Origin of the sequence: Stieleria bergensis, assembly GCA_007745635.1 — a bacterium.
In the GTDB taxonomy this organism is placed as follows: Bacteria; Planctomycetota; Planctomycetia; order Pirellulales; family Pirellulaceae; genus Stieleria; species Stieleria bergensis.
This window is the reverse complement of record CP036272.1, coordinates 4,003,415-4,017,262: the sequence shown is the minus strand read 5'-3', so window position 1 is coordinate 4,017,262 and position 13,848 is coordinate 4,003,415. Positions and strand designations below refer to the sequence as shown.

The window sequence follows — 13,848 nt, the reverse complement described above, 5'->3', positions numbered from 1 at the left end:
AAACGAGTCATTGGAGGAAAGGATAACACGGCAAGCTGTTAGTCGATGTAGCGGAACTCATTGGAGATCAACACCGCCTGGCAGAGGCTTTGCCAAACCAGTTCCGAAGTCTCAAGTTCGCTCTGCGAGGTCTGCAAAAATGATTGCGCACCGGCCAGTTCATCTGACGTGGGGTTGCGTTGATAGCTACGCTGCCAAATCAGCTTGATTCGAGCGGTTGAATCTGTCGTTTGGGACAGCACCGATTTTGCAAACGATTGCGATTGTTGGATCACGAAGGGATTGTTGTACAAGTACAAAGCCTGATCCGGCAGCGTTTGCGTTTCCCGCTTGGCGACGCTGGTGCTGAAGTCAGGCAAGTTGAATGCACTGAGTTCCGGTGGAGGGGATTGTCGCAGGTAGCATAGGAAAACACTGCGACGGTGACTGGGCTGGTGTAAGTTTCCAGCTAGGTTCATCAGGATGTCACGATGCCGAATGATGGATCCGTCTGCTTGCGTCAGGTCGAGATCACCGCTGGCCGTTAGCATCGCGTCGCGAAGAGACTCCGCGTCGAGACGCCGACGTCGGTGAAAGCTTAGCAGGCTGGGATCGGGTTCTGTCATCGAAGTTTGGCAGCTTTGCTGATAGGTTCGACTCAGCACAATCTCGCGAACAAGCTGCTTGATCGACCAACCACGTTCGACGAATCGCGTCGCCAAGTAGTCTAGCAAAGCGGGGTGAGTGGGTGTCTGTCCCGTTTGACCAAACTCGTCATTGGTCTGGACAAGGCCTTGGCCGAACAGATGGTGCCAAACCCGATTGGCCATCACTCGCGAGGTTAACGGATGATCGCGGCGCGTCAGCCAATGGGCCAACTGTAAACGTCCACTTTGTTTTTCGTCGATGGAAACGTCGCTGGATGTTGCGAACTGTAGGACCGCAGGAAAGCCACGTGGGACGACGGCGCCAAGTTTTCCAACGTCACCTTTGACATGGATCTTGCAGTCGGCGGTCGCCGCTTTGTCGCGAACGCCCATGGCAAGCGGGGTGCCGAGCGGCCATTTCGATTTAGGAACCGGTTTCGGCTTGCCGGTATTCGACTCTCGCACCAAAACCGTTTCCGCAAACCCTTCCGGTGGAGGGACTTTCGCAGCAGCCTTCAGCACATGAAGATCCGTCGGTGGCGCGGTGAGTTTTTCGTGCGCTCCCGTGCCCCACATCGTTTGCGTGCTCGTAAAGATGCCCGCCAGGGCGTAATACTCGTCAATGCTAATGGGATCAAACTTGTGATCATGGCAACGCGCACAGGCCACACTCAGTCCCATCACGCCGCGCGTGACAACATCGATTTGATCGGCAACGATGTCCATGGCAAAGTTCTTGTTCATCGCATTGGCTGGCTTGGCGGTGAGTGCCAAGAATCCCGTGGCGACCAGTTTTCGATCTCGATCGGCATCAGATTCCGCTGGCAGCAGATCGCCCGCAATTTGCTCGATCAAGAATTCGTCATAGGGCAGGTCTCGATTGAAGGCATCGATGACGTAGTCGCGGTAACGCCAAGCGTGTGGAAATGTTGAGTTTCGGCCGAGTCCGTCGTTGCCATTTGATTCCGCATAGCGAGCAACGTCCAGCCAGTGTCTGCCCCAGCGTTGACCAAAGTATGGCGAGGCCAGCAAGCGGTCAACCAATTGCTCCATTGCGTGGTCTGGGTTTTGCTTGTGCTGCTGTTCAAATCGCAGCACGTCCTGATAGTTGGGCGGCAGACCGATTAAATCGATCGATAGCCGGCGGATCAGGCTGCGTGAGTCAGCAACCGGACTGGGAGAGCGTCCACGCTTCTGTAGCTGAGCCAGCACAAATCCGTCGATGTTGCCGCTTGGCCAGGGGCTGGCATGGAGATTTGGCGAACCGGGCCGCTGTGGCGATCGGAATGCCCAGTGGTTGCTCTGGGGTGTTGGTTTAATGACCGTTGTCGGCTTCGGATGGTCGTTGCCTGGATAAGGGGCCCCACGCTGAACCCAGTCCGTGAAGTCCTTGACGATGGTTTCTGACAGAGGCTCGTCGGGCGGCATCTGAAGGTCTTCGTAGCGAATCGCTTTGAGCAACAGACTGCTCGGGGAGTGATCATCATCAAACAGTGGGCCCGACTGACCGCCTTGACGAATCGCATCCAGGCTGTCGAGTTTCAATTTGCCGCCCAGCTCGTCGGCATCGGATGAGTGGCACGAGTAACAGTGCTCCGCCAATACCGGTCGAATCTTGGTTTCAAAGAATGCCAGATCTTCCGTTGATAGCTTGTCATTAGAAATCGCCTGTGGAGTTGCATCAAGCAACAGACAGCAGAACGCAATGATGCTAACGAATCGAAAAGGCACGGCAGGATTCCAGGACGGAATGGAGAGGCGGGAGAGGGGCTTCATTGTACCCGCATCTGTGGTCGCGTTGCAAATCGGCTTGAGAGTGTTGTCCGCAACCGATTCGGCCAGCCGAATCACCAGAGTCCGATCGTCAGTGCCATGGCAAAAGGCACTGACGATCCCTGTGCGGAACGTTTCACGCGCCGATTCCCGCCAACGCGTCGCTTAGCGAGTCCGCCCAATCTGCAGACCGGATACAATGAGCCGCCCAGCAGCGTCAACCTACACCTTGTTTACCTAACCGGAAGCCATGAATCGCCGCGTTCTACACCGCTCTCTGACCCGTTTGCTAGTCGGCTTTGCACTTGCGTTGTTCGCAGCGCCCTCCTGGAGTGAGTCAGTTCCGAACATTGTTGTTCTGTTTGCTGACGATCTCGGTTACGGCGAGCTGGGGTGTCAGGGAAACGCACAGATTCCAACGCCGCATATTGATTCGATTGCAAACAACGGAGTTCGCTTTACCGCAGGTTACGTAGCCGGATCCAATTGCAGCCCGTCACGTGCGGGGCTGTTGACGGGGCGGACGCCGACGCGTTTCGGTTATGAGTTCAATCCCATTGGCGCGCGAAACGAGATGCCTGGGATTGGATTGCCAGCCAGCGAAGTGACGATGGCGGAGTGTTTGCACGATGCTGGTTACACCACAGGTTTGATCGGCAAGTGGCACCAAGGCGGCTCTGCCGAGTACCATCCCTTCCGCCACGGCTTTGATGAGTTCTTCGGGTTCACTCATGAAGGGCATTACTTTGTGCCGCCACCCTATCATGGCGTGACCACGATGCTTCGACGCAAGACATTGCCCGGTGGCGGCCAAGGACGCTGGATTGGCAGCAAGGGGCTGATCTATGGCACTCACATGGGAAATGACGAACCCGATTATGACGCGAACAATCCCATCGTGCGCGGTGGTCAGCCAGTGGTTGAAACGGAATACCTGACCGACGCACTGACACGGGAGGCCGTGGATTTTATCGACCGTCATGACGACAAGCCCTTCTTTCTGTATCTTGCCTACAACGCGGTCCACAGTCCGTTACAAGGGGCCGATGAGTACATGGAGAAGTTCGCAGGCATCGATGACATTCAGCGACGGATCTTTGCGGCGATGCTGGGGAACCTGGATGACAGTGTGGGGGCTGTGCTGGCTCAGATCAGAGCGTCTGGACTTGAGGAGAACACGTTGGTGTTTTTCCTGAGCGACAACGGAGGTCCGACACGAGAATTAACTTCATCGAACCGCCCTTTACGCGGTGAAAAGGGACAGATGTACGAAGGTGCGATTCGAGTACCCTTTATGGTGCAATGGAAGGGCCAAGTCCCGGCGGGGAAAGTTTATGATCGTCCCGTGAGTTCCATGGATATTTTTGCGACTGCTGGAACCGTCGCTCGGGCGAATGTGCCAGCTCAGGTGGAAGGGGTTGACCTGATGCCCTTTCTCACGGGGCAACGCACTGATGTCCCCCATGAAACATTGTTTTGGCGGCAGGGAGGTCGTACCGCGCTGCGGCATGGTGATTGGAAGATTGTCCGCATGGGGAATCGCAAGCAGTCGGCTGCCGCGAAGTGGGAACTCTATCATCTTGAAGATGATCTCTCCGAAACGAAGAACCTCGCAGGAACAGAACCCCAGCGGTTGCAAGATCTGATCAAACGGTGGCAGGACCTCAATCAAGAAATGGTACCACCGCTGTTTTAGCTCATTGCAGTCAATCGCTGCCTAAGGATTAGGCAGCGATTGATGCTTCCATGATTGGCCGACAGAAGTCGGATCAATTAAAGGATTCGGAAATGGTTTCTTTGCCGGCCCGTGTTCCCATTGCTCCCCAGACTCCGTAGGGGCTTTGGGAACCAGGACTTCTGGCGCCGCCACCGCCCCACCACACATTTCCGAAATCTTTATTACCTGTTTCGATGGAGTCAGTGATAAAGGTCACCGCCCCGTCGCCCATCAGGATATGGGCGCCGCCGGGGTGCCGGCTGCTAGGACCGTAGATTCCTGGTACATAGGTGCCAGCGGTGCGACTACAGACTGGAGCATTGGGGGGAAGGATCGTCGTGATGCCGGTATGCACAGCGTATCCACTGGCCCATTTAAAGCCTCGCTGATTCTGGTCACCGCCCGTAAATGGCGCGCTGTTCGCCCAGAACTGCGGACGCTCTGGGTCCAAGTTGTTGTAGCAATCCGATGGTCGGTTGGTTAGCGTACGGACAATGACTGCTTGCGTTGTGCTGTCCCGATCACCAAGGTGTGTGTTGAATTCTCCAGCCATTACGGTTTGCGAGAGCCCGTCCAGTACATCGCGAAAACGTGTGAAGCTACGCGGCACAAACATGCCTCGGCAACTCGTTTTTGCTCTTGGGAAATGGATCGGGTCGGGAACCCCATTCTGTGCAACACCACCAGTGTCTTGGTAGCCGGTGGCATCGCCAAGACAGACGCCGTAGTTTGTACGACCTTGAGCAGGCAGTCCGTTTCCTGGATCACTGGGGCAACGCAACGTTGGTATCGACGTCATCCAGGGATCGTATCGATAGGTTGCTTGCTGGGTGAGGTTGATGCCTGGGTTGGGCCCCATGGCACTGAAATAGTACCCGCCTGCTGCAGAAGGAGGGTCGGTGACAGCAAAGGGATTGCTAATCTGTGTCCACAGTGCCTGTTGCTCGATGAATGGAGTCACAGGGACGAGCGAGCTGAGGTTGTGAATATTATTGCCGCCGAATTCTCCGCCCAATGTGGTCGGTAATCGAGATTGGGGAATATTATTCCCATGGAGTCGGGCTGTCCCGCCACGGCTCATGGGCAGGTTTTTGTAGGCTGATTCATAGTTGTGAAGGCCCAAGCCAAGTTGTTTGACATTGTTGCTGCAGCTCATTCGCCGCGCCGCTTCCCGAGCAGCTTGGACAGCTGGCAAGAGAAGGCCAACCAAAATACCGATGATCGCAATGACCACCAATAGTTCAACGAGCGTGAATCCCGCCCGGTTTGTGTTAGAGGACATGTTTAACCTAGAGATCGAGGGATGGATGCATGCTCAATAGAGCATGCCAAATGATTAAGTTTCAACAGAGCAAAGCTTGTTGCGCGAGCTATGAACTAACTCCGTCAACGGTGCTTGGCCTGACGTGGCTACTGGCCACTCTCGTCGTCCGCTGAAAATTCGGTCTCTTCATTGCCAGCTCGCTCGGAGGCTTGCTCCACCATGTCTGGGTTTTCCTTCAAGAAGCTTTCGATTTCATTTGTCGTTGCATGAGGTTCTCCGACTTGGTCGCCAGAGCAACCTGTCAGGCTAGTACCAAGAATTGCGAGACTGGCTAGCGCGGCGGCCGCGAACAAAGAGTGGTTCATTGTTTCGTGGGGAAGGAGTAAACCGTCTAAGAGAGCGGTTGCGTTGTTGCGTCGATGGCGATGAAATGGCTCACCAACGCGGGTAGATTGGACGACTTGTCGATTCTAGGTTCGTCGCAACGGGGGTCTATTGGCCGATCGGCCAGTGCAGCGACAAAATTGTCCTGACCGTCAAACCGATCCATGCACGCTTTGATGTGCATGGCGCTTGGTCGCTGAGCTTTTCTTCTGGCAATGAGCAACTTGATGGGTCCAATGGCTCCGCGGAGGCCGTTGGTCGACGCTTTCGTTTGCGTTCATCCGGGTTCCAGTGATGCGCTGACCCGCGGTTCTCGGTTCGGTTTGGTGTCCGATTGTCAACAATTCGCCAGGACACGCCAGATGCGTGCTGTTCAACTCGGAATGCTTGAGAAATGATAGGGATCAAAGGTCGGCATTCGATCACGGTCGTCTCGTTGCCGACCCACGATCGGCCTTCGCAGACCCGACAAAATTCGTCTCGCTGGGATCCTTTTAATGGGAATGTACTTCCTGGCTCCAGTCAACTTCTTTGCCCAGTAACGACGTAAGTTAGGGTGGGGCGATAACCACTCGGGTCTTCACGCACTGTTGGTTGTTTCAAGATGTTGCAAGAACAACGCTTCATGATTGGTTTCATCAACTTGTTTGTGTTCTGTTTGGTCTCCGCGTGCGGGATTGCTGAACGTTGCGTTGCAGACCAGCCACCGTTGGTGAGCATTTCCGCTTTGATGGCGACGCCACCGGATTCCCCATCGATCAATAGTGTTGTGCGCGTGCGCGGCATTATTTCCTTGGTCGGGGAAGGGATCACGACTAACAAAGATGGCAGCGGAGCGGAGAATAGCTTCGTGATCGAAGAGGAAGGCGTTGGGATATGGATCCATTCATCTCGCGCGTTACGGGAGGGAGAACTGCATGAACCGGAGAAAGTGTTGCCCGGGCTGAGACGCGAGATGCAGGTTGAGATCGAGGGTGTTCTGGCAAAGCTTGGCACGCCAATCATCATTCCACGCCGCATCACGGTGTTGGGAACAGCAGAACTCCCTCCGGCCCGTTCTGCTTATCTAAAACGGTTTCTCAATGGAGCCGATGAGCTTTGTCGTGTTACCGCGGGCGGCGTGGTGCAAGGTTACGAAGATGTTTCGGAAACCTATTGGTCCTACCGTGTCGAGACGGGAATCGGGTATTTCATGACTCGGCTTCCCAAACTGCCCGAGTATGCACCCAGCCGATTGATTGATGCGAGGATTCGTCTTACAGGGTTGGCCGCGTCGCGTTGGAATTGGCGATTAGAATTCACTTGCCCGAGATTGATCGTTGCGGACCATCAAGATGTTGCCGTGTTGAAAGCGGCTAAGGATCCCTTCTCGGCTCCAAAAGTTTTGGCCAAGCACATCAATGGTTACACGCCCAGTGGACGCCCGATGAATCGACTGCGCGTCGAAGGTGTGGTGACCTATTACGATGGGCACCGGTTACTCTACATTCAACAAGCTGGGCTTGGCCTGCGAGTGATCCTGAACCAAAGTGAGAGCATTGAGTTGGGCGATTACCTTGAGGTGAGCGGGTTCGTTGAACGGTCCGAGTACTTTGCCGGAATCAGTGGCGCTTCTGTGAGGAATCTCGATGACGTCTCCATTCCACGTCCGGTGCCAAAGACTCTCGAGAACATCATCGACGATCACGACGACTTCGAGCTGTGGAGCCGCGGTAGTATCCCGACCACTGACGGTCAGTTGATCCAGATCTCGGGCAGGTTGCTGCGAGTTCAACGCGGCATTGAAGAGATACCTAGCCAGCTTGTGATTGACTGTGGTTCGACGATTTCCACCGCGTATGTCGATAGTGGTGTTCAGGATCTGTTGGTTGGATCAGAGTTGAAGGTCACCGGGATTGCGCGTTTGCGTTATCCTAATCCGCTGGCGAATGTCAATCTGCAGTCGCCAGAAGGTGTGGATCTTTTGCCTCGCGGTCCGCAGGATATTGCAGTGCTAGCGCCTCCTTCTTGGTGGACGGCTCAGCGAACCTTCTGGATTCTCTTGTTTGTGGCGTCACTCTTGCTGTCAATCTTGGTCTGGGCGATGGTGCTGAGGCGATCACTGAGGGTTCGGACAGAACAACTTGCTGTGGAAATGCAAAGTCGGCGCGATGCTGCCATCGAGTTTCAAGGGGCGCTGCGCGAACGGTCGCGATTGGCTGCCAATCTGCACGATACGCTGATGCAAACCATGACGGGGATTGCCTACCAAATCGATGCCTGTGGGCATGCCGATTCCGACTCTGTCTCACAGCAAGCTGACCATCTGGAAACCGCGAGTCGGATGGTTCAGTATGCTCAGGAAGACCTACGGAAGACGGTCTCGACGCTGCATTGTCTGCCCCCGGATGACAGAGAGTTCTTGCAGTCTGTTCGACAGATCGTTGAGAGAGTTTGCCTTGGCAGAACGATGCAGGTCAAGATTACAGCCACCGATGATTTTCCAACGCTCGCCGATTTTGTTGCCGGTAATTTGCTGCTGGTAATTCAAGAAGCGATTCACAACGCGCTCAAGCATGCCGAGACAGAACAAGTGCATCTTGATCTCACTGTAACCTCGGACCGTCGTGCGATTGAAGTGACCATTCGAGATCACGGCGTCGGCTTTGACGTAACAGATCGAGCAACGGCGAGTGAGGGGCATTTTGGAATTTTGGGAATGCAGCAACGCATCGAACGGTTGGGCGGGAGCTTTGCCATTGACAGTGAGATTGGGAATGGAACGGTGATCGTTGTGCAGGCACCCATTCATCACTTCGATGCGATGATCGAGTGTGAATGAACGGATGGTATGAGATGATCTTTTGCAGATCTGGCCCGGAGCAAATTCGTCCGGTCCGGTGTTCGGCAAACCAAGTAGTTGAGAGATGAGTGAAGCAATGGACTCAAGAGGCGATGAAAGCGTTCGGATCCAAGAGTTGCGGTTACTGATCGTGGATGACCATGCAGTGATGCGAGCAGGCTTGTCCAATATGCTCGATGCGCGCCGAGATTTCTCGGTCGTTGGCGAAGCCGATGATGGTGAAGCCGCCTTGGATTTGCTCGGCAGCAAGCCCGTTGATGTGGTTCTTCTCGATCTGATGATGCCAGGCATCGGTGGCCTCGGTTGCCTTGAGGCAATCAAGAGCCGATTTCCTGACGTCAAGGTTATCGTCCTAAGCTCTTCCGAAACAGCACGTGATATCAAACAAGCCATTGGTCTTGGCGCTGAAGCTTATGTCGCCAAGCATGCACAGCCGTCCCAGTTGATTGAAACGATTCTGGCAGTTGCAGTGGGCAAACGATTACCCAACCCGAGCCTAGCCAATGGTGACTTTCCCGAGGCGAACCGCATCACTGCTCGGGAGATGGAAGTATTGAATCTACTGCGAAGCGGGCTGAGCAACTCTGAGATTGGGCACAAGCTCGGAATTACCCCTCGAACCGCCAAAGCCCACGTCGCAGCGATCTTAGAAAAGATGAATGCGCGTGATCGGACAGAGGCTGTTGCCAGGGGATTCGAGTGGGGTCTGCTCCGTCCTTGATCCTTTTCAGAGTAGTCACTGATTTAGGAGACGCGGCGATGAGTTTCGCGGATGGTGCGCTATTTCTTGACTGTGATCAAACCGAAGACCTGGAAGGACTCAACGAGTTGACCGGTGTGCCATGCCTGGGCGTATGCAGGAAAACCGATCTTATACTTGCCGGGTGTCAAGTCCGGGTTGTCCTCAGCGAGGTAGGTGAATTGCACGCGACTCGCTTCGCCCACGGGGGCACCACGGTTGATCACGTGACGGCCATTGATTTGCCCACGCAGAACGATGGGCGTCGGTACTCCGCGATTGGAGATCGCATTGACGGTGATCTTGGAGTGATCGCCGCCCGCATACCACTTGCCTGACTTTCGGCTTGGTGCGTCGGACTTGAGCACCTGCTGGTGATCGACCGGCACGTAGTAGAACACGCCGCTCTTGCCCTTCAGCACTTGGTTCGCATAGTCCTTGCTTGCGACTCCCAACATCAATCGCTCTTTGCTGAGATACTTTTTCGAATCGCCCAACTTGCGGAAACGCAATTTGTCTTGGCCGGGTTGGGGTGGGCCAGCCTGATAGAACGAGCCGTCTTTGCGACGGTAGACGCCACCGATTTTGAATTCAACGCCGGGTTTGTAGTCTTGGATGGGACCGTAAAAGTCTTCCATCGCCTGGCGCAGTAATTCCTCGCTAGGATAACCATTGGCTGTCAGGAAGGTGTCCATGTCGCCTAAACGTAGTGCGGCCTTGGTGAACCCCTGTTCACGGCCAACGATAACGGGTTCAGGGAGCTTACCGTGGGGCGGGGCGATCTCGCGGATGTCCAGGATCTTTCGCTCACCGGCTTGGTAGATGATCGCCGCGCTTTGATAAGCCACCGAGGCTGGCAGGTTGATATGGAATTGGTTCATCACCTTGGCGTCATAGCGTTCATCGTTAAGCGGGAAGCGATAGGTTTTGCCATTTGCATCGGTGACTTCGAGGTGACAACGGGTTTGGATTAAATCCGGGTCGGACGTTTTGATGGTCTGCGGTGAAAACACGTTGCCCCAGTTCCCATACAACGCCGGAAAGATGAACGAAGTGAGATCGCTATCGGGGATCGGATCGTAAACACCAACCAGTGTGACAACGGGAACGCCAACTTGGTCGGGCTTGGGCGACTTGACCTCCGAAACCACCATCTGCTGTTTTTCAGCGTCCCACTTCTTGTATCCACTGGGGCTGCTTCCATCCAGGACTCCGGATTGCTTGCCAACGGTCTCTTGAATCATGTTCAAGGAGAACGGCGTATGCAAAGTGAACACACTGATGTTGCCCATCGGGCTACCGCCGGCCATTGCGTCATGGCCAAAACCGTACGGAAACTCGCCTTCAGGACGTGTTCCATTCCACGCGACATTCCCGATCAAGCGGTTCTTGAACAGGTTGTAGCCCCACGATCCACTGCGTGAATGAGCGCTCAGTTCTTTCCCGCCGGGGTAGTGCGGCAGGCCATGGTCGTGGCCGTACTCGTGAGAGAATTCGTTTCCGGTGGTGCTGCTTAGCGTCAGTTGACCACCACCGCCGCTTAGCCCGTGTCGGACCGTGACGGCTCGTTGGTTGCCGTCTTCGTCGGTTTCGGTATAGACACCTGCACTGGTGTGCACAGTAGTTTGGCGATAAGGGCGCGGTTGCTTTTCCGTACCGCCAACCGACGAGGGAACGCCAATGTTTGCCAAGTTGATCCCGGTCGAGACCATGCCCTTGGCGATGTTCTGACGCATGTCGCCGGCATAAATCCCCGCGCCTTCGAACGTGCTGCGCTCGGTATAGACATTACCGTTAGGCAAGACAACTTTGGGAAAGTGAATCGGTAGGTACTGCGCGGCGGTAAACCTGGACACAGGAACCATTTGGAAATAGTCCAAGGCAAGCTGTGGTGAGATGTTGCCTTTGGGATTGGACCATTTATTGATCTGAACCTTCTCTGGCGCCAGCAGCATGCCCAGTTCAATGTGTTGCGTCACCAGTTCAAGGGGCGGACCAAATTCAAAGTCTGACTGGATCAGTTTCTCACTGTCCCCGTTGATGCTGAGAATCGCCAGCTCCAGTCCGTAGTGCATGTATTCCCACGGCAGCACTGCGGTCCAGGCGCGTTTGCTGTAGACAACCGGTGGACGCCCATCAGAGTTCGATGAATCGTTGCGAGGTTCTTTCCAGGGTGGCAGCAGAGTGAGTCGCAGATCAGGCAAATTCTGCTGACGCAAGACCACTTGGAACTGCTTTTCGCTGGCGACGAACGAAGAGGGCTGGTCGACCGGGAAAAACAGCAAGTAGGCCGCACGATCGGTTACCAAACGCGGGCGTTTCACGTCGCCCTGCTTGGGGCCAACCAAAGTGTTCTGCAGAAACGCGACTTCCCCTTTGAGCGGACCATCAAGGTTTGGAGTGATCTCGTGGTTCGCGGTAAAGTCAATCGCATCTTCCCAGTAAGCGGGTTTGGACACTTGCCCACTGGCGGCGGCAGTGCTTAGCAGCCCAATCACGCAGACTAACAAGAGACGGATGAGATGGGAGTGAGCCATTGCACGCGGTGAAGCGGGGGTCTCGAACTTACGCATTATGTTCATCAGTGGTGAGCGGGGGACCGGTACCGGTTTGCGGCAGCCTTGATCAATGCCAATTGTTTGGTTCAGCAGGAACCTTGGATGGTAATGCGATTTGGAATCTGTCCCAAGTCGATTTGGCGTGTCTTGTCGAGTGACCGCAACAAAGCTTGCGAAGTGGGCCGCAGAAGAAGCGTGGGTGGCGGTCGGCCGAATCGTCGTTGTCGGCTGACTCGCGCGAAGTGCTGCTTTGTTGCAGCGAGGAGTCGTAGTTGGCACGCGTGCCGCGCCATCACGCTGTGCGCTCAGGTGGCGCTGACAGCATCAGGTCGCGTTTACACCGCGGCAAGAGGCCGTTTGCAGCAGATTCGGACAGTTAGGCGCTGACCGGTTCGGGAGCGTCGATCATGGAACCGGCTTCAAGGTGACTGGTGCCGATACCAAAGTCGTTCAAGATCATGCGGCTGCTGATTCGGCTGGATTCGTAAATGACCGGCAGACCGCTGCCGGGGTGCGTGCCACCACCGACAAGAAAGACGCGCCCAAGTTCCTTGAAGCGATTGCCCGGTCGTTTGTGAAGCATCTGTCCCAGATTATGAGCCAAGTTAAAAGTCGCGCCTTTATAGATTGCGTAATCTGATTGCCACTGATCGGGAGTGATGATTTTCTCACAGCGGATCCGGTCGCGAATGTCTGTTAGCCCGATTTGGGAGAGCTTGTCCAGAGTCAGTTCGCGATACCGTGCCCTTTCGGTGTTCCAGTCGACGTTGTCTGTCTGGTGTGTGACGGGCACCAAGACATACAGTGCGCTGTGTCCATCCGGCGCCAGCGAAGTGTCCGTGACCGAAGCGTTCTGCACGTAGAGCGATGGGTCGTCGCTTAGCTGATGATTGGTTTCGATGTCCTGCAGGTTCTGTTGGTAGTCCTTGCAGATGTGAATGTTATGATGAGGCAGGTCATGGTAGATCCCTTCAATTCCCAGGTACATCATGAACGTGCTGCAGGAGAATCGCTTTTTGGCTATGTTGCGATCCTTCCATTTTCGGCGTTTGTGGTCCGGTACGGTTTGGGTCATCCAGTTTGCAAAGTCAGCATTGACGACAAAGGCATCGGCGTCGTAGCGTCCTTGTTCGGTGTGCAGCCCGACGACTTCCTGGCCATTGAAATCCACTTTGGTCACGGGCTCCTGGTAGCGAATCTTGACGCCCAATGATTCTGCGATCTCAGCCATTCGTTGGCTGACTTGCCCGCAACCGCCCAGCGGATGCCAGACTCCATTTTCGTATTCTAAGAACGATAGGATGCTGAACAGGCTGGGGCAGTTAAACGGGGACATGCCAAGGTACTTCGATTGAAACGCAAACGCGATGACCAGTCGCGGGTCTTCAAAGTACTTTTCCAGTTCTGCGCCCAGGGACCGGAATGGGTGCAAGTGCTTCAGTGCAGGCAACAAGGATGGCCTGATCAGATCGGCCGCCGAGGTGAAGGGGGATTCCAAGATGGGACGGAAACTCTCCAGCTTGGCCCGGTTATCATCCAGATAGCGTTTGAGCGCGCCGACGTCCTGTGGAGCAAACTTCGCAATTTGTTTGTCCATTGAAGCGACATCGGGGGTGCAATCCAGTTTGCCGCCTTGCGCAAAGGTCAGGCGATACTGTGGATCGAGTCGCACCATGGGACATTCTTCAAACAGGTCGTACCCGACGGCGTTGAAGATTTCACGCAGCACTCGTGGATACAAGAAGAACGTCGGTCCGCAATCGAACCGGTAACCATCCATTTCGATCGACGAGGTTCGACCGCCGGGGCGATCCAAACGTTCTAAAATCGTGACGTCGCACCCGGCATGGGCCAGTTGCATGGCCGATGCCAACCCTCCGGGTCCGGCTCCGACGATGACCACCTTTCGTTTTGACACAGTGCTGATTCCAATTCTACGCTGTTA

General features: G+C 55.0%; 8 protein-coding genes. 3 read left to right on the top strand and 5 right to left on the bottom strand.

Annotated elements, in window-relative coordinates:
- Nucleotides 1-38: 38 nt before the first annotated feature.
- The gene (locus tag SV7mr_RS13965; protein ID WP_419187373.1) at nt 39-2,357 is read right to left on the bottom strand and encodes a PSD1 and planctomycete cytochrome C domain-containing protein; all 2,319 of its coding nucleotides are present in this window, start codon (nt 2,355-2,357) and stop codon (nt 39-41) included.
- Nucleotides 2,358-2,649: 292 nt separating this feature from the next.
- Between SV7mr_RS13965 and SV7mr_RS13960 the strand changes: the two genes are divergently transcribed.
- Nucleotides 2,650-4,095 (top strand): sulfatase, encoded by a 1,446-nt coding sequence (locus SV7mr_RS13960; protein WP_145273189.1) that lies wholly within the window; start codon nt 2,650-2,652, stop codon nt 4,093-4,095.
- A gap of 73 nt (nt 4,096-4,168) precedes the next feature.
- Here SV7mr_RS13960 and SV7mr_RS13955 read toward each other — a convergent pair whose 3' ends face one another.
- Both SV7mr_RS13955 and SV7mr_RS13950 read right to left on the bottom strand, forming a co-directional pair.
- Nucleotides 4,169-5,398 (bottom strand): DUF1559 domain-containing protein, encoded by a 1,230-nt coding sequence (locus tag SV7mr_RS13955; RefSeq protein ID WP_145273186.1) that lies wholly within the window; start codon nt 5,396-5,398, stop codon nt 4,169-4,171.
- A gap of 128 nt (nt 5,399-5,526) precedes the next feature.
- Nucleotides 5,527-5,745 (bottom strand): hypothetical protein, encoded by a 219-nt coding sequence (locus SV7mr_RS13950; protein ID WP_145273184.1) that lies wholly within the window; start codon nt 5,743-5,745, stop codon nt 5,527-5,529.
- Between the two features lie 623 nt (nt 5,746-6,368).
- Here SV7mr_RS13950 and SV7mr_RS13945 point away from each other — a divergent pair.
- Complete coding sequence (locus SV7mr_RS13945) at nt 6,369-8,585, top strand: sensor histidine kinase (RefSeq protein WP_145273181.1); 2,217 nt, start codon at nt 6,369-6,371, stop codon at nt 8,583-8,585.
- 85 nt (nt 8,586-8,670) lie between these two features.
- Nucleotides 8,671-9,327, top strand: coding sequence for a response regulator transcription factor (locus SV7mr_RS13940; protein WP_145273178.1), 657 nt, complete (start codon nt 8,671-8,673; stop codon nt 9,325-9,327).
- Nucleotides 9,328-9,386: 59 nt separating this feature from the next.
- Here the strand turns inward: SV7mr_RS13940 and SV7mr_RS13935 are convergent, their stop codons facing one another.
- Together SV7mr_RS13935 and SV7mr_RS13930 are read right to left on the bottom strand one after the other, a co-directional pair.
- A complete protein-coding gene (locus SV7mr_RS13935) occupies nt 9,387-11,918 on the bottom strand; it encodes a M66 family metalloprotease (protein ID WP_419187372.1) in 2,532 nt (843 codons plus the stop codon).
- A gap of 361 nt (nt 11,919-12,279) precedes the next feature.
- Nucleotides 12,280-13,821, bottom strand: a complete 1,542-nt coding sequence (locus SV7mr_RS13930) for a phytoene desaturase (RefSeq protein WP_145273172.1) — start codon at nt 13,819-13,821, stop codon at nt 12,280-12,282.
- Between the last annotated feature and the right edge of the window lie 27 nt (nt 13,822-13,848).